The organism is Brevibacterium sp. CT2-23B (assembly GCF_013168765.1).
In the GTDB taxonomy this organism is placed as follows: domain Bacteria; phylum Actinomycetota; class Actinomycetes; order Actinomycetales; family Brevibacteriaceae; genus Brevibacterium; species Brevibacterium sediminis.
This window is the reverse complement of the sequence record NZ_JABBYK010000008.1, coordinates 34,733-57,070: the sequence shown is the minus strand read 5'-3', so window position 1 is coordinate 57,070 and position 22,338 is coordinate 34,733. Positions and strand designations below refer to the sequence as shown.

Genomic DNA, 22,338 nt, shown 5'->3' with positions numbered 1-22,338 from the left:
GGATGCAGGCGGTGCCTGCGAAAGCATCTTGTGTGAGTCAAGTCTCGCCAGCGAGAGTGGCAGTGGGAAGCCAGAACGCGCTGGCACGGTGATACGCAAGCCCTATCGGGCGCACTATCACTGGGGTCGTGCGAAGGCTACGCGCGGGTGGCGGCGGCCTCTCGCAGCAGCTTGAGGAAGGCCTGCACGGCCGATGAGCGCGCCTCGCCCTTGCGCACAATGGCCGAGGTCTGCGCCTGCGCCCATTCGTAGTTGAGCGGCACGAGCGCGACGCCGTCGCCGCTGACGGTGGAGTCGACAAGGGTATTGGCCATGGAGATGCCCACCCCGGCGCGGACCATCGCCCGCACGGACTCCGCGTTCGGCGAGGAGTAGACGATGCGGGCTTCGACACCTTCGATGAGCTTGTCGAAGGCAACCTTGATGATGCTCGAATCCGCAGGGAAGATAAGCGGTTCGCCCTCGAGATCGGAGGGGTGGAAGCGATCGACGGTCGCCAGCCGGTGGTTCTCAGGCACGGCGAGGACGATGCGACCGGGGATGAGATCGATGTACTGCAGCAGGGCATCCTCGGCGGCGACGAGCTCGATCCCCGGCAGACGGGTGACGAGACCGACGTCGAACTTGCTGCTGAGGACTCCGCGCACGACCATCCTCGACGGGCCTTCGTCGACATTGAATCGCAGGCTCGGATAGTCGGCCAAGAGCTTGTTGACCACCGAGGGCAAGATCGTCTGGGAACCGGCGGGAACAGTACCCAAGCGCACCTCACCCAATTGCAGACCGCTGATCGCCGAGGCCTCCTCGCGCAGCATGCGCTCGGCTTGGACGGCGGATTCGACGTGGGGCAGGATCTGCTCGGCGGCGTAGGTGGGCTGCACGCCTTTGGCGCCGCGCGTGACGAGAAGGACCCCGAGGTCCTCTTCGAGTCGTTGGACCTGGCTGGTGATCGTCGGCTGCGAGATGTTGAGTTCCTTCGCTGCCTGGCGGAACGAACCGGTGCGCAGCGCCGCTTCCAAGTACCTCAGCTGCTCAAAGCGCATGATTCTCATCCCCGTTCGTCCGGCTCCAGCGTCCGGAACAATTAATATCCCCCGCGCCGGGGCAAGTCAATTTTCGACCGAATGGTCAGGATTATCGACCGGTTGGTCAGGAGTGCAGGTGTCCGGCCTAGTCCGGTTGGTCAGGAGTGCAGTTCATCAAGCCCGGTCGAGTCTCGCGACAGTGCCCCGCCCTCGACGGGGATGGTCGCCGCGGTGATGTTCCCGGCGGCCGGGGTGAGCAGGAACGCGATCGTCGCCGCCACCTCGTGCGGCTGCCCGAGCCGCCGCAGCAGCGGCTTGGTCGACAGCGCCCCATCGGCCGCTTCGTCGAGACCGGCGGCTGCGACCCGCGGAGACAGGAAGAGCCCCGGAGCGACCGCATTCACGCGCACCCCACGCGGCCCGTGTTCGGCCGCGAGCTCCTTGACCCACACCTCGAGTGCGGCCTTCGTCGGCCCGTATCCGGGTGAGAACAGGGATCCGTGGGTGCCGCCGACGCTCGAGACGAAGACGATCGCACCGTCCGTCACCAGCGGCGCCAAACGGCCGCCGGCCAGCAGCGCATGTCGCAGATTGATCGCGAAATCCGCCTCCCACTGCTCGAGCCCGTACCCGGTGATAGACGCAGGGAGCATCCGACCGATGACATCGACGAAACCGTTGGTCTCGCCGAGGCGGCCCTGCGCAGCCGCGACCACGTCCTCCACCCCCTGTGGGGTGGTCGCGTCCGCGGCGATCCAGGGCATGCCGAGGTCCGTGGCCACGGTTTCGACCGCCGCCTCGTCGATATCGACGCACAGGGCGCGACCGCCGAGCCCGGCGATCGCGCGCACGACCTGTTCACCGATGCCGCCGCCGGCCCCGAGCACGACGAACCCTCGTCCGTCGAGTCGGAACAGGCCGGCATAGTCCCGCTGTGAGCTGTCATACCGTGAGCCCGCTGTCATCAGCGGGTCCAGTTGGTGACGACCTTGTGCAGGACGGAGATCGCCATGTCGACGAGCATCGCCAACAGACCCATGGCCACGAGGATGGCGAAGGTCTCGGCGACCTGGAAGTTGTTCGTCGCGATGACGATGCGTTGGCCGAGGCCGACATAGGATCCGACCATCTCCGCGACCACCGCACCGAGGATCGAGTAGACGGCGCCGAGGCGCAGACCGCCGATGATCGACGGGAGCGCCGCCGGGATCTCGATCTTGAAGAAGCGCTGGATCTTCGTCATCCCCAGCGATTTCGTCAGCTGGGAGATGTCGTGTTCGATGCTCTCGAGCGCACCCATGGTGGAAGTCAGGAGCAGGAAGTAGACCATCGTGAAGGCGACGAGGGCCTTCGGTGTGAAGCCGAGGCCGAACCACAGGATGAAGATCGGGGCCAGCGCCGGACGCGGCAGGCTGTTGAGCAGGGTGAGGAAGGGACGCACCGCCGTGTAGAGGACGGGCACGCGGGTGAACACCACGGCCGAGATGATGCCGAGGACGGCACCGGCGGCCAGACCGACCATCGCCCCGCCGAAGGTCGCGAACACGTCTTCCCAGAAGGTCGGGTCGACGAGCTGGAAGACGAAGGCGAGTCCGACGTCCTTCGGCTGCGAGACGAGCGTGGGGTCCATCAGCCCACCGCGGACGAGCAGATCCCAAGCGGCGACGAATGCGACGAAGATGCCCAGGCGCAGACCCCACACCCAGACGCGGCTGTTCATCCGGTCGCGTCTGCGTTCGACGAGGATGCCCGAATCGTCGTACGGCTGTCGGGCGGGCAGCTTGGCGGGGTTGCGGATGACGCTGCCCGCCTGACGGCTGGCGCGATAGTCGCCCGAACCGCCGCCGGAATCGCTCCGGCCGGTGTCCTCGGAGTTGTGATCGGTGGTCACTGTTTCAGTCATCGTCGCCTCCGCGGATGAGTTGGATATCGGCCGGTGAGGAGGTGTGCGGACCACCAGCGACCGAGAGCACTGTGCCGGTGATGTAGCTCGAGGAGTCGGAGCACAGGTACATGCAGGCGTCGGCGACCTCTTCGGGCTGACCGACCCGCCCCAGGGCCAGGTTCGCACCGAACTTCCGTTCGGTCTCGGAGTTGTTGAACCGCGATGCCGCGGTCAGTGTGGCTCCGGGCTCGACGCAGTTGACGCGGATTCCGCGATCGCCCCATTCCCAGGCCATGGTCTTCGTCAGCGAGGCGATTCCCGCTTTCGCCGCGGCATAGGCCCCGCGCATCGGGTGGGCATGATTCGCCGAGGCGGATCCGACGTTGAGGATCACCCCTCCGCCCTGGGCTTCGAAGACGGGGAGCACCGTGCGGGCGGCTTGGAAGGCGCCGGTGAGGTTCGTGCCGATCGTCGCGTTCCACGCGTTGAGCGACATGTCCTCGAGCCGGCAGGCGAAGTTGCCGCCGGCGTTGTTGATGAGGATATCGATGCGACCGAACTTGTCCATCGCCGCGGCCACGAGATCCTTCGCGGTCTGCTCTTCCTTGATGTTGCCGGTGACCATGACCGCTTCGCGCCCGTGGCGCTGAACGGCTTCGACCTTCTCTGTCAGGGTTTCGGCCTTCCGGCCGTGGACGACGAGGTCGGCCCCCGCCTCGGCGAACTTCTCCGTCATCGCACCGCCGATCCCACCGGAGGCGCCGGTGACGATGACGACCTGGTCGGTGAAGTCGAAGTGTGTGTGTCCGACGCGCGGCCCACTCAGGGCGTCCCCGTCGGGATTGTGCTGTGTTCTCACGCTTGCTCCTCGATGCGGCTGGACACGCTGCGTTGCGTGACCGTCTCAGACGCGACATGTGCGTAGGCGCACATTCGGCGTTCGTGACAGCATTGAACGGATTCGGTGCTCCGATCAAGCAGACATCGCCTATCGAAGCGATAGCCACTGTGAGAGCGCCATTTCCTTGACTCTCACACCGAGGTGACGAACGATTCTTGCAACGAACAACGACGTCGAAGAACCACCCGACCCGGCGCTCTCCCGCGCCGCCTCAAGCCACGCTGTGACACAGAGTCGTCTCGCACCGAAGCAGGCGAACTCTCGCGGACCGATCGCCGATCGATCCGACCCGGTCACGGCCGACCCACGTTAGCGAGGAACCATGACCCAGACAGCCGGGACCACAACCCTGACTCGTGAGCCGAACGGAGACCGCCAGGCCCGCGGGGTCTCCATCACCTTCGAAGACGTCAACCACTCGTTCCTCCACGGGGACACCCCGGTTCGCGTGCTCACCGACTTCAACCTCGACATCAGGCCGAGCGAGTTCGTCTCCATCGTCGGCCCGTCCGGCTGCGGAAAGACGACAGCGCTGGGCATGATCGGCAATCTGCTCAAACCCCGCGCCGGCAGTGTGAAGATCGACGGTGCGCCGGTCAAGCCCGGCGGCAACGACGCGGCCTTCCTCTTCGCCCGCGACGCACTTCTGCCCTGGCGCCGGGTCCGCAGCAACGTCGAACTCGGCCTCGAGGTCCGCGGAGTGCCGAAGGCCGAACGCAGGGAACGCGCCGAGGAATGGCTGCGCCGCGTCCGGCTGACCGAGTTCGCCGACTCCGACGTCAACCACCTCTCGCAGGGCATGCGGCAGCGTGTGGCCATCGCCCGCACCCTGGTCCAGAACCCGCAGGTGCTGCTCATGGATGAGCCCTTCGCCGCTCTCGACGCACAGACCCGGGCCATTCAGCAGGAGGAGTTCACGAGCCTGTGGGAGGCCGAGAGGCCCACCGTCGTCTTCGTCACCCACGACCTCGAGGAGGCGATCCTGCTCAGCGACCGTGTCATCCTCATGGCCAGCCGTCCCGGTCGCATCGCCGCGGAGATGCCGATCGAACTCGAGCGTCCCCGCCGCCAGGAGATGCGCCGCGAGTCACCGCTGTTCAAGCAGTACTACGAAGAGATGTCCGACCGCCTGCGCCACGAGGTCCAGCTCGCCGAGGATCGGATGCGGGAAGAGAACGCCATTGACTGAACAATCCATCATTCGGGAGGACGGGACGACGATCACGTTCGGCCGCCTCGGCGAGGGTGCGCAGGTCATCACCTGCCTGCATTCGCTGGGTCTCGACGGGTCGTGGTACTCGCCCCTGGCCGAGGAGATCGGGGGTGAGTTCACGCTCATCGCTCCGGATTTCCGCGGTCACGGCGGTTCGGATTTCGGATCCACCGGACCCACGCTGCCGGCGATCGCCGCGGATGTGCTGGCGATCTGGGATCACCTCGGCATCGCATCTTCGCCCATCATGGGTATCTCGTACGGCGGGATGGTCGCCCAGGCCCTGACCGGAACCGCCCCGGACCGGGTGAGCGCGCAGATCCTCATGGCCACTTCCGGATCGTTCGCGGGCCCCGCCGCCGAGGCGACACTGGGCCGGGCAGCGGCCACCAGGTCCCCGGGCGGGGCGGAGGAGGCGCTCGAGCCGACCATGCACCGTTGGTTTGGCGATGAGGCCGAGAATCCGGACAATCCTCTCGTCGCTCGCGCCCGGCGACAATATCTCGATGCCGGGGCCGAGACTCTGGCCACGTGTTTCGAATCGATGGTCACCGTCGGCGATTACGCGACCGGCGATCCCCCACCGACCCTCGTCCTCGGCGGCGACGATGACCGCAGCACCCCGCGTGCCGCCGTCGAAGCCCTGGCCGCGTCCATCGACGGAGCACGGCTCGCCTTCGTCGACGGCGGCCACCTCGTCGCATTCGACCGACCCCATGTCGTCGCGGCCGAGATCCTGCCTTTCCTGGCCGCCCTCGACTGACGGACGGCGTCCGACCCGCTGCCGGGCCGGACACTACGCACCTTGGAGAAGACAATGAAGAACCTACTCGAAACCGCACCTGCCGACGTCGTCACCGCCGAAGAGCTGCGCACCCACCTCGACTCGGCCTCGGTGCCGGCGCTCGTCATGCTCACCGTCCACGTCACCGGCGACACCTCGCTGCTGCGCGAGGAATGGCGACCGGTGGTGCCGGGCCAGCCGGACTCGGGGCGTTCCGCCGAGGTCGAGGACGACGCCCGCCGCATCTGCTTCGAGGCGCTCGTCCCCCATCTGAATCGGCAGCAGGAATGGGACACAGAACCCAGTGATGAGCTGCGTGAGCAGATCACGACCTGGCTGGTCGGCGGCCCCGTCGAGGATGCGTTGGCGCTGTCGAAGGTCTCGTTCGTGCCCAACAACACCGATCCCCGCAAACCGCAGTGGACCCTCGACGAGGTGGCCCCCGACTCCGCCCTCAACGCCGTGATCATCGGCACCGGCTTCTCGGGTCTGCTCGCCGGCCTGCGGTTCAAGCAGGCCGGTGTGCCGTTCACGATCCTGGAGAAGAACGACAACGTCGGCGGCACCTGGTGGGAGAACACGTACCCCGACTGCCGCACGGATGTGCCCAGCCATATCTACACGTATTCGTTCGTCCAGAGCGACTGGCCGACCCACTTCGGACGGCAGTCGCTCATCCACGACTATCTGCACCGGTTCGCCGTCGACAACGGCCTCATCGACCATATCGAGTTCGGTCATGAGGTCACGGCCGCGACGTGGAATGAGGATTCGCAGACCTGGAGGGTTGAGAGCACGACCGCCGAGGGCGAGGAGAAGATCTTCGACTCCAGTGTCGTCGTCAGCGCTGTCGGCCAGCTGAACAAACCCTCGTACCCGAATATCGAAGGTATCGATTCGTTCCAGGGTGAGACCCTGCATTCGGCGCGGTGGGACCACGACGTCGACTTCACCGGGACGCGTGTTGCCGTCATCGGCACGGGAGCCTCAGCCTTGCAGTTCGCTCCCCCGATCGCCCGGGACTGTGATGAGATGACGATCTTCCAACGCAGCGCCCCGTGGCTGAAGAAGACCCCGGTGCTGCGTCAGGACATCGATCCCGGCGAGCGCTGGCTGCTGACACACCTGCACCAGTACCGTGCGTACTACCGGTACTCGATCTTCCTGCCCCGCGTCGTCGGAAATCTGCCGGTGGCCACCGTCGATCCAGAGTTCGACCCGACGGAGACTTCGGTGTCCGAGGCGAATGAGGCGCTGCGCAAGGACCTGGCGAACTACCTCATCGAGCAGGCCGATGGCGATGAGGAGCTCCTGGCGAAGATCATGCCGAACTATCCGCCGGCGGCCAAGCGCATCATCTGCGATGACGGCACCTGGGTGAGCACTCTCAAACGCGACAACGTCCGCCTCGTCTCCGAAGCCGTGACCCGCGTCGATGAGACCGGAGTGTGGTTCGGAGACGAGCACGTCAAGGCCGACATCATCGTCTACGGCACCGGGTTCAAGGCCGCGGACTTCCTCATGCCGATGACGATCACCGGCACCGAGGGCCGAGACCTGCACGAGGAATGGGGCATCGATGCGAGCGCCTTCATGGGCACCGCGCTGCCCGGATATCCGAACTTCTTCTGCATGTACGGGCCGAACACGAACACCGTCATCCACGGCAACCTCGTCTTCTTCCTCGAATGCCAGGCCAGCTTCATCACCGATGCGATCAGGGTCCTCGCCGAGGACGGGAAGCGCTCCCTCGAACTCAAGCCCGAGGTGTTCGCCGAGTACGACAAGAAGATCGTCGCCGAGTCCTCGAAGCGGACCTGGGGCTGGTCGAAGACTCACAGCTGGTACATGAACGCCGAGGGCCGCTCGACGATCATGTGGCCGCTGCCCGCCCGCGAATACTACGAGGGCACGCACCACATCCGCCGCGAGCAGTTTGGCTTCAACTGACCTCGGTCGATCTCGGCCGATCTTCAGACAGCACCAACCACGTTCCACGAGCGTGAGAACCACGCACGACCGAACCACAGGAGGTTCCCTTGCCGACCCAGTTGCCCACCATCACGGACACGACCGTCGTCGTCTCCGACCTCGAGACCCGCTATCTAACCGGCGGACCCGAAGACGGCGCTCCCGTCGTGTTCTTCCATGACGGAGCCTGGGGCGGCAGCGCCGATGTCACCTGGGGCGATATTCTGCCCCTGGCGGCCGACGCCGGATTCCGGGTCATCGCTCCGGACTTCCTCGGCTACGGCGGTTCGGCGAAGTCCGTGCGGGTCGACGTCTCCCCCTTCGCGTTCCGCATCCGCCACACCTTCTCCCTGCTCGATTCGCTCGGCATCACCGGTCCGGTGCACTTCGTCGGCAACTCCTTCGGCGGATCGCTGGCGCTGCGGGCCCTGACCGATCCGGCCGACCGCGACCGCATCGCCTCGGTGACGTCGATCAACGGCACCGGTGGTCCGTACAAGGCTCCGGACATGGCGAAGATGGGTGCGTTCGATGGCACCGAGGAGGCGCTGTCCACGATCCTCGACCTCCTCGGCGATGACACCGCCAACCGGTCCGCGCACCTCGAGGCACGGCTGAGCTGGGCGAAGCAGCCGGGTCACTTCATCACGATGCTGGCCCCGCATACGCAGGTGCCCGACCTCATCAAGGTCGACCGTCCCGAGGATCCGTACCCGCACAATCTCTCGGATGTCACCGTGCCGGTGCTCCTCGTCCACGGTACCGAGGACACCCTGTACGAGCCGGTTTGGCCGGACAAGCTCGCCGAGGTGATCCCCGGCGCCGAGGTGGCACGGCTGCCCCATGGCCACAGCCCGAACATCACGCACCCGCGGGAGACGTGGGACATCCTCGGTGAGTTCCTGGCTCGTGCGACGGGAGCCGCGAACTGATGACGGACACAGCATCGACGAACCCCGCAGGCACTCAGCGCGATCTCGTCATCTCCGGAGGTTCCGCCGGGATCGGTGAGGCTCTGGTCAAGGATTTCCGCAATGACTGGACGGTCACCTCGGTGTCGCGGTCGCTGCCGAAGAGCCCGGTCGACGGCGTCAACTACGTCGCCGGCGATGTCTTCGATGACACGGCCGTGAACGCGGTGAGGGAATCGCTGGATGCGCGCGGAGTGGGCAGCATCCATTCGCTCGTCCACTGTGCGGGCGTCGCCGATTTCGGCGAGTTCCTCACCATGGACAGGAGCAAATGGGAGCGCACGCTCAACCTCAATCTGCACGGCACGCTCAGCTTCGTCCAGGGTGTGGCACCTCTCGTCCAGGACGGCGGACGCATCGTGCTGTACTCCTCGGGCACTGTGTTCAAGACGCCGGCGGGGGCTGCGGCCTATGCAGCGTCGAAGGCCGGCATCATCGGCTTCGGCCAGACCTTGGCCGCTGAGCTCGGTGCGCGCGACATCACCGTGAACATCGTCGCACCCGGACTCGTCATCACCGCACTGGCCGAGGATCTGGCTCCCGGCGAGGACGCGAATATCGCGACGCGAGCGATCAGACGCCCGGCAGTCGTCGAGGATTTCGTCGGCCCGACGAAGTTCTTCCTCTCAGACGGCGCCGGCTTCGTCACCGGTCAGACCCTCGTCGTCGACGGCGGCTCCATCCGCCGCTGAGGCTTGCGAGGCACCCCTCCCGTTGCGCGCGTGCCCGCTCGTTCAAGAGCACGCGTGGACGAGCAGCGTTGCCCCGCTCGTTCAACGCGAAGCCCGGTTGTCGATAGGAGCACCTATCGACAACCGGGTTTTGCGCTTGAACGACGGCAGCGATTACCCGCTGTGACCGTGGACGGACGCCCGGTCACGACCTTTGCTCCGTAGAATCGGGGCAATTGAACGATCGCTCGGACAGAGCGAGTGGACGGCCAGACCGCTGGCGAGACTAGAAGAATGAGGAAGACATGAGTGTGCTCTATCTGGTTCGGCACGGGCAGGCGTCGTTCGGCACGGATGACTATGACAGGCTGTCTGATCTCGGCAAAGAGCAGAGCCGCATCACCGGTCGCTTCCTCGCTTCCCAGGGCATCGAGCCAGACCAGCTCGTCCACGGAGAGATGCTGCGGCAGCGTCAGACCGCCGAGGGCCTCCTCGAAGGCATGAGCCGGAGCATGGACGCCCACGTCGACGCCGGCTGGAACGAATATGCCGCTTGGGAGCTCACCGGAGTGCTCACGGATCTCGACCCTCGCGCCCAGCACGATTCCAAGATCTTCCAGGGTGAGCTCGAACGCGGTGCGGCTCGCTGGGCCTCGGGCGAACACGACGAGGACTACACGGAGACCTACAAGCAGTTCACGTCACGGGTCGAACGTGCCCTCGATGAGACGACCAGCGCGATGGGCTCAGGCCAGTCAACGATCGTGGTCTCGAGCGCCGGCGCCATCGCGTGGACCGCCGCCCGCCTGATCGGCGGCGGTTTCGACCAGTGGATGGCATTCAACCGGGTGACCATCAACACCGGCATCACGAAGATCATCACCGGCCGAGGCGGCACCAGCCTCATCTCGTTCAACGACCACGGTCACCAGGATCCGAAGAACGCCACCTACCGCTGAGGCAACGTAAGCCGAACCTGCGAATCAGCCCGCTGAGGGGCAAAAGTCGAGGCGGCGAAGGTCGGCCCCTCGAGTCAGCCGTTCCCGCTCTCTCCCGATCGCCCGTGTTCTGTCCCTGTGGGTATCCCGATCACAACCGGTTCTGCAGGTCCGCAGCATCCGGCTGCGTCTGATGCGTCCGATGCGGCAGCGGTGTCGGGCAAGTCGACAAAACCCGACTTGCCGGTCGGCGCATCACACGAAGATCCGGCGTCGGTCGAACACACGCCGGTCTCCGGCAAGACGAGCTCGACTCGGTCGGCTGCCTCCTGGTCCCCGGCGATCGCTGCGACGACGGAGCGGATTTGCTCATAGCCGGTGTACATGAGGAACGTCGGGGCGCGCCCATAGGACTTCATGCCCACGATGTAGAAATTCGGCTCCGGATGCCCGAGCACCCGGGCACCATGCGGAGCGACAGTTCCGCAACTATGATGTTCGGGATCGATGAGCGGGCCCAACTGCCGCGGAGCTTCGACAATCGGATCGAGGTCGAGTCGGATCTCACGTAAGAACCCCAGGTCCGGCCGGAAGCCGGCGGCAGGGACGACCCTGTCGGCATGGAGCGTCACCGACTCGCCGCCACTCTCCGCAGCTAAGGTGCCACGACCGTCGGTGGAGAATCCGGTGATCGTCGTCGAGGCATGCACTTCGATGACTCCGGTCTCGACGAGGTGGCGAAGTCGCGTTCCCAAGGCCCCGCGTGCTGGCAGACCGTCCTGGTCCTCTCCGCCGTAGACAGATGCGGGATCTGATCGCCTGAGCACCCAGCCGATTCGCGTGCCCGGGGCTTCCTCACGCAGTTCGGCCAGCGCCAGGAGCGTGTTGGCCGCCGAGTGCCCTCCACCAACGACAAGAGTCCGCTGCCCGACGAACTGCTCTCGATCTCGGCCGACCACATCGGGCAGAGGCGATGTGACGAACCCGCTGCGACGGGCTTCGGCCTCGCCGGTCGCTGCGAGACCGGACTGCCCGAGCGGGTTCGGGCTCTCCCATGTCCCCGAAGCGTCAATAACTGCCCTGACCTGCAAATCCGCCGATGTTCCATCTGAGCTCCGAGTGCGGATAAGGAAAGGAGTCGATTCGCGCTGCGCGGTGCCCGTCCGATCCATTCCGACTCTGCTCACTGCCACAACCCGGGTATCGATGAGGACGGAATCTCGGAGTTCAGCTGTCTCAGCAAGCGGCTTGAGGTAGTCACGGATGAGCTCGGCACCGGTGGGCAGGCGGTCCCCGTCGGGCTCATGCCAGTCGGTGGGCGCCAGCAGACTGCGCCCCGCCTCGTCGATGTTGTACTTCCACGGAGAGAACAAACCGATATGACCCCACTCGGCCACTGCCGCCGCGACAGTGGTTCCCGCTTCGAGAACGAGCGGTCGAACACCGCGTCGGACGAGCTGGGCCGCGGCCGCGAGGCCGACGGGACCGGAACCGATCACGGCGACCGGGAGCTGTTCGAGCGCATAATCAGTCATTGGGCGCCTCCTCGGCGATGGGGTTCGACGTGGTCGTCGACAGTGTGGATCTCGTCCCTGCATCGGGGGCGAGATCGACGACGAGGGCTTCGACTCTGGTCCCGATCTCATCCCGGATTCGGCGCACAGATTCCAGGCCCTGACCTGCGGGATCATCCAGAACCCAGTCTTCGTAACGTTTGCCGGGGAAGATCGGGCAGGTATCGCCGCAGCCCATCGTGATCACGACATCGGACGCGAGCACGGTGTCGGCGTCGAGGAGCGTGGGACTGTTTCGAGTGATGTCAATGTCGAGTTCCCTCATCGCATCGACTGCGACTGGGTTGATCGTCTCGGCCGGTGCGCTGCCGGCCGACCGCACCTCGATGCGCTCTCCGGCCAGTTCGCGGAGGAATCCAGCCGCCATCTGGGACCTGCCGGCGTTGTGCACGCAGACGAAGAGGACACTCGGCTTGCTCATCTGTGTAGGACTCATACTCGGTTCACTCCTTGACCAGCGACCGATGGGAAGAATCGGGGTCGCACCCAGAGCGCGACGTAGACGAGGGCGACGAGGATGGGCACCTCGATGAGCGGGCCGACGACTCCGGCGAGCGCCTGCCCCGAGGCGACACCATAGGTTCCGATCGCCACTGCGATGGCGAGTTCGAAATTGTTGCCGGCAGCGGTGAATGCCAGGGTCGTCGTCTTCTCATAACCCAGGTTCAGTGCCTTGCCGATGACCATCCCGGCAGCGAAGACGACGACAAAGTAGACGAGCAACGGCAAGGCGATGCGGGCGACGTTGCCCGGGTGAGAGGTAATTTCGTCACCCTGGAAGGCGAAGAGCACGACGATGGTGAAGAGCAGTCCGTACAGTGCCCACGGCCCGACTTTGGGGAGGAATCGATCTTCGTACCACTGACGTCCCTTTGTCTTCTCTCCCACCGTGCGTGTGAGGAAGCCGGCAAGAAGCGGGATTCCGAGGAAGACGAGGACGCTGAGGGTGATCGCCCAGAAGGAGAATTCGCTGGACGTCGTCGGCAGACCCAGCAGGCTCGGAAGCCACTGGAGGTAGAACCAACCGAGGAGCCCGAATGCGAGAACCTGGAAAACCGAGTTGATGGCCACGAGCACGACGGCAGCCTCACGGTCTCCGCAGGCCAGATCGTTCCAGATGAGGACCATGGCGATGCACCTGGCCAGACCGACGATGATCAGTCCGGTCCGGTATTCGGGCAGATCAGGAAGGAAGAGCCATGCGAGCACGAACATGAACGCCGGTGCGGCCAACCAGTTGATGGCCAAAGAGGTGATCATGAGCTTCTTGTCACTCAGCACGTGTCCGGTCTCGTTGTACCGAACCTTGGCGAGCACAGGAAACATCATCACCAGCAGGCCGATGGCGATCGGCAGGGACACGTCGGCGACCTTGACCGCGTCCAGAGTCTCGGCGACGCCGGGCACGAGTCTGCCCAACACCAGGCCCAGGGCCATGGCGCCGATGATCCACAGCGGCAGAAATCGATCTAGTGTCGACATCTTCGCCGCCACAGGCGAATCGGTGCCGGCTGGCGCAGTGGAATGCATTGTCTCCCTCGAGGTCCTGATCGACTCGGCGCCGCGGTCACATGCTGACGCATTGAAGTTTATCGATACGATAGGACCACAATACATCGACAAGTGTCAATGTATGGGCATAATGGAAGAGTGACCACACAACCCGCGCCCCCTCCGACACAAGCGGACGACTGCTGCCCGTCGCTGACCGTCTCGCCGTTGAGCCTCGATGACGCTCAGGATTTCGCGCGCATCTTCAAGGCAGTAGCCGATCCGACTCGGTTGCGCCTGGTCTCCCTCGTCGCCGCGCACGAGCAGCAGGAAGCGTGCGTCTGCGATCTCACCGAACCCGTCGGTCTCGGCCAGCCGACCGTCTCCCACCACCTGAAGATCCTCGTCGATGCCGGAGTCCTTCACCGTGAGAAGCGCGGAGTCTGGTCGTACTACTCGCTCGAGGTGGACACATTGAACCGGCTGTCCGCGTTTCTCTCTACGAAGTGAGAGCACAACGGCAAAGCAGGGAGCTCGCCCAACTTCACGCGTGCATCCGCGCGCCTTTCACCACCCGGTCGACCCCGTTCTTCGCGCCGCGCAGGGCCACCCCGACGAGGTTGAGCTCCTCGGCCGGGACACCGGCCACGGCGGCCCGGTTGGCTGCGTCGTGGCCGGTGGAGAACAGCTCCTCGGTATAGATCGCTGTCGGGATTCCGCGACCCATCGCCTTCGTTCGGATCGACCGCAGCTTATCCCCATCCGCGGTCATCACCATCACCGGTTGGCGCAGCATCGGCAGGTAGTCGTTGCCGTCGGCGTCCCGGTAGTTCTCCCCGACCAAGCCCTCATCGCTCGTGGCGATCCCGGACATGAGGAAAGCGGTGACGTTGAGCTCCTGCCACGGCTGCAGGTCGTCGCGAAGGACGACGACGACCTTGGTGTCGAACCGCACCGGCACGCTCGGATCGGCGGACAGTGTTGGCGCGGCTGCCTCGGTGATGGAACTGCTCGCGGCCGCCTCGGAGGGGGTGGGCTGACCGTCGGTCTGATCTGTGGCATTCGTGTTCTCGTGCATGCATCCACTCTGGCCGACCGTGGCACTGCCGGTCTTGTACATTTGTTGCATGGTCGACGTCATCCGCGCGTGGCACCCTGCGGTCCCGCAGGTGCAGGAAGTCCTGCACGCCCGTTTCGACCATCACGCCTACCCCGCGCACACCCACGATTCATGGACGGTGCTGCTCATCGACGACGGCGCGGTGACCTATGATCTCGACCGCCACGATCACCTTGCCACTCCCGCGGCCGTGACTCTGCTGCCGCCGCAGGTGCCCCACGATGGCCGTTCCGCACTGGCTGACCAGGGCTTTCGCAAACGGGTGCTCTACCTCGATGCCGATTGGCTGCCGCCGACCGCTGTCGACGCTGCGGCCGATTCGCCCACCCTGCTCGGCGCCGATGCGCTGAGCACCGTCACCGATATCCACTCCGCCCTCGCCGATCCCGCCGATGCCTTCGCTGCCGAATGTGGTGTCCTGGCCCTGCGCGAGATCGCGAATTCCTGCCTCACGCCGTCGACCGAGACCGCGTCCGATGCGCCGCTCGCCCGTCGTCTGCGGGAGATGCTCGATGATCGTCTGCTTGAGTCGTTCACCATCGCCGAGGCGGCCGCCGAGCTCGGCGCCCACCGCAGCCACCTGGTGCGGGTGTTCACCACGACGTTCGGGATCGCGCCCCACCGGTATGTCATCGGCCGCCGGGTCGATCGTGCCCGCAGGCTTCTCCTGGCCGGGCACTCCCCTGCCGAGGCGGCTGTGGAGTCAGGATTCCACGACCAAGCTCATCTCACCCGCCATTTCCGGTCGACTCTGGGAGCGACCCCCGGTATATTCTCCGGACGGTAGAGGGCGGGGCCGATATCGATTCGGCTCCGCCCTCTGCGCTCGGATCAGATACGAGACTGCATCACAGCAGGTCGGTCTTTCGTCGTCGTGACACGAGGATAGCGGCGATTCCGCCCCCAATGAGGAGCACGCCGAGGATGCCGAACGTCACCGCTCCAGCGGCACCTGTCCTCGGCAGATGAGAGCCGTCGCTGCCGCGGTCGTTTCCTCCGCTGGTGTTCCCTCCGCTGTCGCTGGTGGATCCATCGGCTGAGGTGCTTCCGCCTTCAGACGTGCTCGACGCAGCACTGCCCGCATTCGAGTTCGTCGCGGCCGAGTCATCAGCGTCCGGATCAGCTGCGGCCGAGTCGCCGGCGCCCGGATCAGTCGCCGCATTGGCATCCGGATCGGCCGTTGCCTTGGCATTGGTGTCCGTCGAAGCTGTGTCCTGGCCGCTGGGATCGGCCGATGCCTGGCCACTCGGGTCAGCCATGGCGTCTACGTCGGCATCCTTCGACTCCTCGTCCTTGCCGTCAGGGTCCGTCGACGCATCGTCAGCACCATTGGGATCGGTCGAAGCCTCGGCGTCAGACTCCTTCGATGCGTCGGGGTCGGCATTCACGTCGGACGAAGTGTCCGGGTCGGATGAAGTGTCCGGGTCAGTCGATGCATCCGCATCAGGCGACGCGTCGGGATTTGCGGACGCGTCGGGATTTGCGGACGCATCAGGATCAGTGGAAGCGTCCGCGTCTGCACCCGGGTCTGCAGAGGAGTCGCCATCCGGATCGGCACCAGCTCCGACGTCCTTCTTGTTGACGATGTCGGAGAACGCCACGTCCCGCTTATCACCGGTGATCGTCACGGTCTGCGTCTCGTCAGTGAGCACATATCCTTCAGGAGCGCTGGTCTCCGTGATGCTGTAGTCGCCCCAAGCCAAATCGGTCACTTCGAACTGCCCGGCCGCCTCATCGGCGTCGAGCTCTCCGTTGTCGGCCACGACGAAGTCCTCGCCGTCCGGACCCGTCAAGGTGAATTCCGCACCCACGAGCGCTTTGCCGTCCTCGTCGACCTTCTTCCAACTCAGTGCTCCGGGAATCTGTTCGTTGACGATCCGGCAGGTGATGATCGCGTCCGTATCGACAGTCTCGGTCAATTCGAATCCGTCGGTGATGTTTCTGGTTCCGACTTCGCGTCCGTCTGCGGTGCAGACCGCGTTCGATCCCGATTGCGGCTGGAGCCGGTAGCCTTCCTGCTGCTTCTCGGAAGCCTGCACCCCTTCCGCCGGGGTCTGCAGTTTGAAACTCACCGTCCCGGCCGCGTCCGTGGTCTTCTCCACTCCGTCCACCGAGTCCGGAGACGAGATCGCCCAGCCCTCGCCTGGGTGCGTCGCGGTGTTCTTCGCGTGTTTGCCGGCCCCAGGGTCGATGAGTTTGGTGACGTTGAGAGTTCCGCGACAGCTCTTCGTGGCGATCTCGCGGAGCTTCTCGGCCAATTCGGAGTAGTCCGAGACCACATAGTAGTCGTCTCCTGAGGTCTGGCCCGAGACCAGCTTGATATTGCCCTCGTTGATCTCGCTGCCCACTCCCAAACCGACGACCTTGGCACCCTGCGACTTCAGTGCATTCGCCGATTCGATGGCTTTGTCGATATCGATCTGATCGGTTCGCGTACCGCGGTCGGAATTGCCCGGTTCGGATCCCGGCACCCCGTATGCCGTTGGCTTGCCGTCGGTGACGAACAGCACCAGGTCATGGTTCGTGCCGCCCAGCTGCCCGAGACCGCGGTCCCAGTTCGTGCCTCCCGAGTCCTGCGGAACCCGCCGAAGCGCGTCGATCTGCTTATTGAGTTCGTCAACTGAGTCCGAGGTTGCGACAGACGTGCTGTTGATGGGCTCGTTGGTGCCGTCGGGCCCGAACGTCGCAAACGAGTTGACAGACACTCTGCTGGGAGTCCCCGAGAGGCCGCTGGCGACAGATTTGGCGGCCGACTTCGAATCGTCGACGTCTCGATCTGACAGGGAATTCGACAGGTCGAGGACGACCCCGATATCGAGGCCGCATTTGTCGGCCAATGAGGGGTTCGGCAGGGGCTCTGCCGCGGCCTGTGCCGGCGCGACGGATGCACCGAGGAATGCGAACGAAGCAAGAACGGACGATGCGAGGATCGCGGCTCCGTGCTTCGTCAGAGGATGTCGCTTCAGAGACAAGGGTTGGCTCCTTCAGAAAAAGCCGTCACCTGCGCATTCGACGAATGCCAGGTAAGCGGATGCACTGACTATGGGGGTGTGAGGCGGCCCTGCAACCACGTGGTTCTGCAGGGCCGCCTCGGGCGAGTCCGGGACTCGGAGGGGACCCGAATCGGCTGTTGTCCAACTGCCGGCTCAGGCTCGGAGCGATCGTGGGTCTTGACCTCTCCATAGACTGAGACCTGCGCGCGGAGGCTTTCGTTCGCGAGTTCCAGAAGTTTCTTCCGGAGCACCAGGACAAGGTCTTCGGTCGTGCGTCCGGCCGAATTCGAATTGCTCAGTCTCACGTGGGCCTCCCTGCACATGTGGCCGAGAATGCGTCGCCAAACACCCAGACCTGGGCGATTGGGAAGCTGGGTTCTGCTCCTGTAGAGTTCTTCCACTCCCCCTGAAAAGCCCCGAACTGTCCCCGAACTCACAGTTGAGGTCCCTCATGCAGTCTCCCCATCGACGTCCGCGCCTTACCTTCGAAGCGATGAGCTGATGACCGAAGCGTGGTCATCATCGACCGATAGTTCCCGGTCCCCTTTCGGACTGCCGCGCCCAGGCAGCGAACTCAGCGACTCCGACCTCTGTGCCCGCATCCGTGACCACCGGCCCGAATCGGCAACTGCACGGACCGCCTACGGTGAGCTCTATGCCCGACATCGACTGCCCGCATTGCATTTCGCACTGCGCCTCAACCGAAATCGTGCGCAAGCAGAAGATGCCGTCGCCGAGGCTTTCGCCAAGATCTGGCGCGCGTGGGGGAACGGGAAAGGGCCGGATGAGTCCTTCAAGGCGTACCTCATGGCCGCTGTGCGCTCCGAATCGTACCGGCGCACGGCGACAGCCCGTGCGACAACGATCGTCGAACCCGATGTGCTGACGTTCCTCGCAGACAGCGAACCGGGCGATCACGCCGCCGAGGTAGCTGAGCGAGATCAGCTGGGCCGTGCCTTCAGATCTCTCCCCGATACCTGGCAGAACGCACTCATTCTCATCGACATCGACGGGATACCGACCGCTGATGCAGCCGAGAAGATGGAGCTGTCGCCGAATTCCTTCAGCTCGCTTCTGCGTCGTGCCCGAGAGGGGCTCCGGGCCGCCTATCTGCAGGAACACGTTGAGCCCAGTGCACCTGAATGTGCTGAGTACTCCTCCGAGCTTGCGCGTTTCGTGCGCCGGCAGCTGAGCCAGAAACGCTCCGAAGCGATCGAGACCCATCTCAGCCACTGCGGTCGCTGCCGCCGTCAGTCCTTCAAGCTCCGCAGCGTCAATACGACGTTCCAGGCATGGATCACGCCCGCTGCTCTCGCTGCCGCGCTCATCGAATGGGGCTATTTCCCGGACTCAGCTGTGCTGCTGACAGGAGCAGGAACGGCGAACGTCGGGCCCGATGGGCAGTCGGGTACGATCGCCGCGGAGCCGCACTCAAGCCCGGCAGCCGCAGTTTCGAAGAGTACCACCGGCACAGCGGCTGCGGGCGGCTCGGGAGGCAGCACCACCGGAATCGCGGCCGGGGCGTCTGCGGTCAAAGTCGCAATCGCGAGCATCGCTGCCAGCGCCGCCATCGCGGCCGGTGCCGCCACACTTGTGAATCTTCAGAGCGACCCTGCCCCACAGTCTGCTGCTTCGGCAGAGACCTCATCGGCGCCTGCTGGCCCACCGAACACGATGCCTTCTTCAGTCTCTCCACCGCACGCTGCTGGGCCGGCCGGAAGCGATGAGAGAGGTGAGAGTTCGGACGAACGCGAGCAGAACGCCGCTGAGCGCTCCGCTTCACGCGAGGAGGAGCGGTCGCGGGCCTCCCGGAAGAACGCTCAAGAGCCCGCCCCGCAGGAGAAGACCCAGACCCCCTCCTCGTCCGACCGGCAGCAGCCGAAGGACGATGACGAAGAGCATGAACCCGCCAAAGTTCCGCCTGCGGAACCGGATGAGCCCTCATCCGAAAAGACCCCAGAGACTGCCGAACCCACACCGGCTGAGGAGCCGACGGACTCGAGCGAGCCCAGCCCAGAACCGAGCAGCACTCCTTCGGCCCCAGCAGGACCGAGTTCCGACTCCTCTTCGGATTCGTCGGAAGGCACTGACGATGCGGCTGCGAACGGCGACGCGGGCTCCTCGACCGCGCCCAGCGAATCGGATGCGGGGGGCGACTCGACCTCAGAAGCAGTCGCAGACGCAGACGATTCGACTGCAGCAGATGCTTCTGACGCCTCAGACGCCGACGGAGAAGACCCTGACGAAGGATCCCACTGTCACGTCGTCGGCTGGTGGGAGTTCTGCCACTGATCCACCGCCGAAGACAAAGAGCTCAGACTGCTCGCGGTGGATCGATCGTTCCGGTGCCTCTGCTAACTGGCCGTCAGGCGGCCGCCTCGCCGCAGACGATTCTCACGCAATCACCTGTGCTGAGCGCGGTGGGCATAGGCCACAGCCTCGGCACGGCTGCGCACGCCGAGCTTGCGGTAAAGCGCGGACAGGCGATTCTTCAGCGTTCCCGACACCACTCCGAACTCGCGGGCGATCTGCGCGATCGACTTCGATGAGTCGATCGCGAACAGCAGCGACTGCTCGGTCGGCGTGAGATCGGTCTGGAAATCGGGCACCGCCTGCGAGGTCTCAGGCAGATCGAGCAGACGCCTTCGCAGCTCGCCCGCCGCCACCTTGCCCGGACCGAACGACCTGGCTACCGCATCCCACATCGGATGCTTCGCCGACTCATGAACAAACGCAAGCCTCGCTCCTCGGGTAAGCTGTGTGATCGCCAGCACGGACGAAGTGATCGAACAGTAGTCGAGCACATGGACGAACGTCTCGAGCGCTTCGTCTGCCCGGCCCTCATGGTGGAGGATGTCGGCGCGCAACGCCATGGCCGAACTCTTCAACCTGGGCCCCTGGTCACCGGCCAGCGCCTGCCCAGTCGCGATCCACAGTACATCGTGCTGGCCGAACACCAGAGCCTGCCGTGCCTTGACAATGGAATATCCAGGACTCTGCGGGTTCATGCGGTCGCCCAGATTCTGCAGCGCCTTCGTCTCCCCCGCGGCAACCAGCACGGAGCTGGCGATGTTGAGAATGCCCGAGAACCGCGTGCTCTGTGCTTCGGTCATCGGCAGGAAACCTACTTGCATGCTCTCCGTCAGTAGCTTCGCCGCGTGCGACGCGCGCCCTTGGAAGACATAGTGCAGGCTTCGTACGATATCGGGAATCGGCCCGAGGTGTTCGGTCGGCAGTGCTGTGTCGAGCGCGGAGACGATCTGCTCGGCGGCAGCAAGATCGAGACGGTCGAGGCTGCGCATTAACTCGATGCACAGGGCCGTGTGCTCATCCGGCAGTGCCTCCATCCCGAATCGGGACGCGGCCTCTCGAGCCCGATCCAGGTTGCGGTCCATTTCCGATCCGTGCCCGTGGCCCATCCCGGCCAAGGCGGTTTCAACCAGTCCGGGCAGCAGAGGGTGGGGAGAGTTCGGGGTGTAGATCTCGGCAAACTGGACAACCCGCTGCAGCATCGACATCGCCTCGGGAAAGCGACCGGCCACAATGAGGTTGCGCCCGTGTTCGAGGTTGAGCTCGGACTGCAGCATGAGCGTAGGTCCGGGGTGACTTAGGCCGAGGTGGCGCAGTCGATCACGTCCCGCTTTGAGGATCTCCAGCGCAAGTCGGTTCTCCCGATTCAACCGGTGCGTCCGCGCTTCCAGCGTGGTGACCACAGCCACCTCGTCGGCTGAGAGCGGCAATGCTGCCTCCTCGCGGAGCAGACCGTGGAGTTCGGGCACGACGATGCTGTCGAAGTCGGTGGCAGCCAGCAGCGTCGGTCCATCGTCTGTGCGAAGCCGCAACCGGGTCGAGTCGATACGGCGGGCCGCGCTTCGGGCCAGGGTAAGGATCGGGTTCGTCGCGAGGACATCCTCGGGGACGCTGAGATAGGCCTCGACGGCGGTGGAAGCGTCGAGAAAGACATTGACCGAGCGGCGGGCCCAGGCCCGTTCGAGGATATGCCAGTTCCGAGTCTCGACGGCAACATCGACGACTTCAACGAGCCCGGATCGCTCATCTGCACGCTGCCGGCCGAAGGTGTCGGCGGCGGCCGCCCCGAGAGCCTCACGCGGGTTCTTGCCGGCGAGTCTCGGGTCGATCGCGGTGTTGCGGCGGACGAGCATCCGGATGAGGGCAGGGACAGCGAAGACCTCGTCGGGGCCGGTCGAGATCGTCAACAGCCCCTCATCGATGAGGAAAGAGGTGAGGTCCTCGGCCGTCGCGTTGGCCGTGTCGGTCACTTCGGCGGCGACGTATGCGGCGTGGACGAGATCGACTGCCACCGAGGTGATTCGCGAGGTCCACGCGAAGAGAGTCAGCAGGAAGAGTGCCGCGGATTCCCGGGAGACGCCGTCGACGACGGGCGTGAGTGCGGGCGGGAGCTGTGCATCGATACGGTCGGGATCGGTGTCGGCAACGGGCACACCTGCGTTCAGGCGTGCCCGCAGGAGGATGTCGGCGACGCGGGTGCGACCACCAGCGCAGGTGAAGAACTGGGTGAGTTCGGACTCGGAGAGGACGTCGCTGCGTTCGATCGCTGCGGCGAATTCAGCCTCCGAGTACGCTCGCGGACCCCATTGTGCGTCGAATGTCGAGGGCGGTGGGGTCGCCGTCTCGTGTGGGTTTACGGCTCGGTTCGTATGGTCGTCTGTCACTGTCGGGATCTTCTCTATCCTCTCGGCGCGCGCCGAGGTGGCAGCGGGGGAACTGCGCAGATGGGCTGGGGATGTGCGTAATTGAGTATGACAGATCTGGTCAGGCC

Annotated in this window: 19 protein-coding genes; 9 read left to right on the top strand and 10 right to left on the bottom strand. The window is 64.9% G+C overall.

The genetic code is table 11. From position 1 onward, the window contains the following. Nucleotides 1-137: 137 nt before the first annotated feature. The 4 genes from HIM68_RS17705 to HIM68_RS17690 form a co-directional block, all read right to left on the bottom strand. Nucleotides 138-1,043 (bottom strand): LysR family transcriptional regulator, encoded by a 906-nt coding sequence (locus HIM68_RS17705; RefSeq protein WP_172174848.1) that lies wholly within the window; start codon nt 1,041-1,043, stop codon nt 138-140. Between the two features lie 140 nt (nt 1,044-1,183). Beyond that, a complete protein-coding gene (locus HIM68_RS17700) occupies nt 1,184-1,990 on the bottom strand; it encodes an SDR family NAD(P)-dependent oxidoreductase (protein WP_172174845.1) in 807 nt (268 codons plus the stop codon). Beyond that, complete coding sequence (locus HIM68_RS17695) at nt 1,990-2,928, bottom strand: ABC transporter permease (RefSeq protein ID WP_172174842.1); 939 nt, start codon at nt 2,926-2,928, stop codon at nt 1,990-1,992. Before HIM68_RS17695 ends, HIM68_RS17700 begins: the two co-directional genes overlap by 1 nt. Beyond that, the gene (locus HIM68_RS17690; protein ID WP_172174839.1) at nt 2,921-3,769 is read right to left on the bottom strand and encodes a glucose 1-dehydrogenase; all 849 of its coding nucleotides are present in this window, start codon (nt 3,767-3,769) and stop codon (nt 2,921-2,923) included. Before HIM68_RS17690 ends, HIM68_RS17695 begins: the two co-directional genes overlap by 8 nt. Nucleotides 3,770-4,133: 364 nt before the next feature. Between HIM68_RS17690 and HIM68_RS17685 the strand changes: the two genes are divergently transcribed. The 6 genes from HIM68_RS17685 (at nt 4,134) to HIM68_RS17660 (ending at nt 10,380) form a co-directional block, all read left to right on the top strand. Then, entirely contained in the window at nt 4,134-5,000 is an 867-nt protein-coding gene (locus HIM68_RS17685; RefSeq protein WP_172174836.1) for an ABC transporter ATP-binding protein, read from the top strand. Then, complete coding sequence (locus HIM68_RS17680; protein ID WP_172174833.1) at nt 4,993-5,787, top strand: alpha/beta fold hydrolase; 795 nt, start codon at nt 4,993-4,995, stop codon at nt 5,785-5,787. The genes HIM68_RS17685 and HIM68_RS17680 overlap by 8 nt, the downstream gene beginning before the upstream one ends. A gap of 54 nt (nt 5,788-5,841) precedes the next feature. Then, complete coding sequence (locus HIM68_RS17675; RefSeq protein WP_172174830.1) at nt 5,842-7,758, top strand: NAD(P)/FAD-dependent oxidoreductase; 1,917 nt, start codon at nt 5,842-5,844, stop codon at nt 7,756-7,758. Nucleotides 7,759-7,847: 89 nt separating this feature from the next. Further along, nucleotides 7,848-8,711, top strand: coding sequence for an alpha/beta fold hydrolase (locus HIM68_RS17670; RefSeq protein WP_172174827.1), 864 nt, complete (start codon nt 7,848-7,850; stop codon nt 8,709-8,711). Beyond that, the gene (locus HIM68_RS17665; protein ID WP_172174824.1) at nt 8,711-9,442 is read left to right on the top strand and encodes an SDR family NAD(P)-dependent oxidoreductase; all 732 of its coding nucleotides are present in this window, start codon (nt 8,711-8,713) and stop codon (nt 9,440-9,442) included. The genes HIM68_RS17670 and HIM68_RS17665 overlap by 1 nt, the downstream gene beginning before the upstream one ends. Before the next feature lie 284 nt (nt 9,443-9,726). Beyond that, nucleotides 9,727-10,380 carry a histidine phosphatase family protein gene (locus HIM68_RS17660; RefSeq protein ID WP_172174821.1) on the top strand — a complete coding sequence of 218 codons (654 nt, stop codon included), beginning with the start codon at nt 9,727-9,729 and terminating at the stop codon, nt 10,378-10,380. 74 nt (nt 10,381-10,454) lie between these two features. Here the strand turns inward: HIM68_RS17660 and HIM68_RS17655 are convergent, their stop codons facing one another. Genes HIM68_RS17655 through arsB form a run of 3 tightly spaced genes read right to left on the bottom strand, consistent with a single transcriptional unit; the run spans nt 10,455 to nt 13,463 of the window. Beyond that, nucleotides 10,455-11,894: an NAD(P)-binding domain-containing protein gene (locus tag HIM68_RS17655; RefSeq protein WP_172174818.1), complete on the bottom strand. Its 1,440-nt coding sequence runs from the start codon at nt 11,892-11,894 to the stop codon at nt 10,455-10,457. After that, nucleotides 11,887-12,354: an arsenate reductase ArsC gene (locus HIM68_RS17650; protein WP_172175073.1), complete on the bottom strand. Its 468-nt coding sequence runs from the start codon at nt 12,352-12,354 to the stop codon at nt 11,887-11,889. The genes HIM68_RS17655 and HIM68_RS17650 overlap by 8 nt, the downstream gene beginning before the upstream one ends. Nucleotides 12,355-12,365: 11 nt before the next feature. Beyond that, nucleotides 12,366-13,463, bottom strand: a complete 1,098-nt coding sequence (gene arsB / locus HIM68_RS17645) for an ACR3 family arsenite efflux transporter (protein WP_172174815.1) — start codon at nt 13,461-13,463, stop codon at nt 12,366-12,368. Between the two features lie 174 nt (nt 13,464-13,637). Here arsB and HIM68_RS17640 point away from each other — a divergent pair, with 174 nt between their 5' ends. Further along, nucleotides 13,638-13,934 carry an ArsR/SmtB family transcription factor gene (locus tag HIM68_RS17640; protein ID WP_367647586.1) on the top strand — a complete coding sequence of 99 codons (297 nt, stop codon included), beginning with the start codon at nt 13,638-13,640 and terminating at the stop codon, nt 13,932-13,934. A 34-nt stretch (nt 13,935-13,968) separates the two neighbouring features. Here HIM68_RS17640 and HIM68_RS17635 read toward each other — a convergent pair whose 3' ends face one another. Then, complete coding sequence (locus tag HIM68_RS17635) at nt 13,969-14,502, bottom strand: DUF2000 family protein (protein ID WP_172174809.1); 534 nt, start codon at nt 14,500-14,502, stop codon at nt 13,969-13,971. A 49-nt stretch (nt 14,503-14,551) separates the two neighbouring features. Here HIM68_RS17635 and HIM68_RS17630 point away from each other — a divergent pair, with 49 nt between their 5' ends. Beyond that, entirely contained in the window at nt 14,552-15,331 is a 780-nt protein-coding gene (locus HIM68_RS17630) for an AraC family transcriptional regulator (protein WP_172174806.1), read from the top strand. Nucleotides 15,332-15,392: 61 nt separating this feature from the next. Here the strand turns inward: HIM68_RS17630 and HIM68_RS17625 are convergent, their stop codons facing one another. Next, complete coding sequence (locus HIM68_RS17625; protein WP_172174803.1) at nt 15,393-17,516, bottom strand: SpaA isopeptide-forming pilin-related protein; 2,124 nt, start codon at nt 17,514-17,516, stop codon at nt 15,393-15,395. A 522-nt stretch (nt 17,517-18,038) separates the two neighbouring features. Between HIM68_RS17625 and HIM68_RS17620 the strand changes: the two genes are divergently transcribed. Then, nucleotides 18,039-19,829, top strand: coding sequence for a sigma-70 family RNA polymerase sigma factor (locus HIM68_RS17620; protein WP_172174800.1), 1,791 nt, complete (start codon nt 18,039-18,041; stop codon nt 19,827-19,829). 110 nt (nt 19,830-19,939) lie between these two features. On the opposite strand, the gene HIM68_RS19385 is transcribed toward HIM68_RS17620, so the two are convergent. Continuing rightward, entirely contained in the window at nt 19,940-22,231 is a 2,292-nt protein-coding gene (locus HIM68_RS19385) for a LuxR C-terminal-related transcriptional regulator (RefSeq protein WP_172174798.1), read from the bottom strand. Nucleotides 22,232-22,338: the final 107 nt, after the last annotated feature.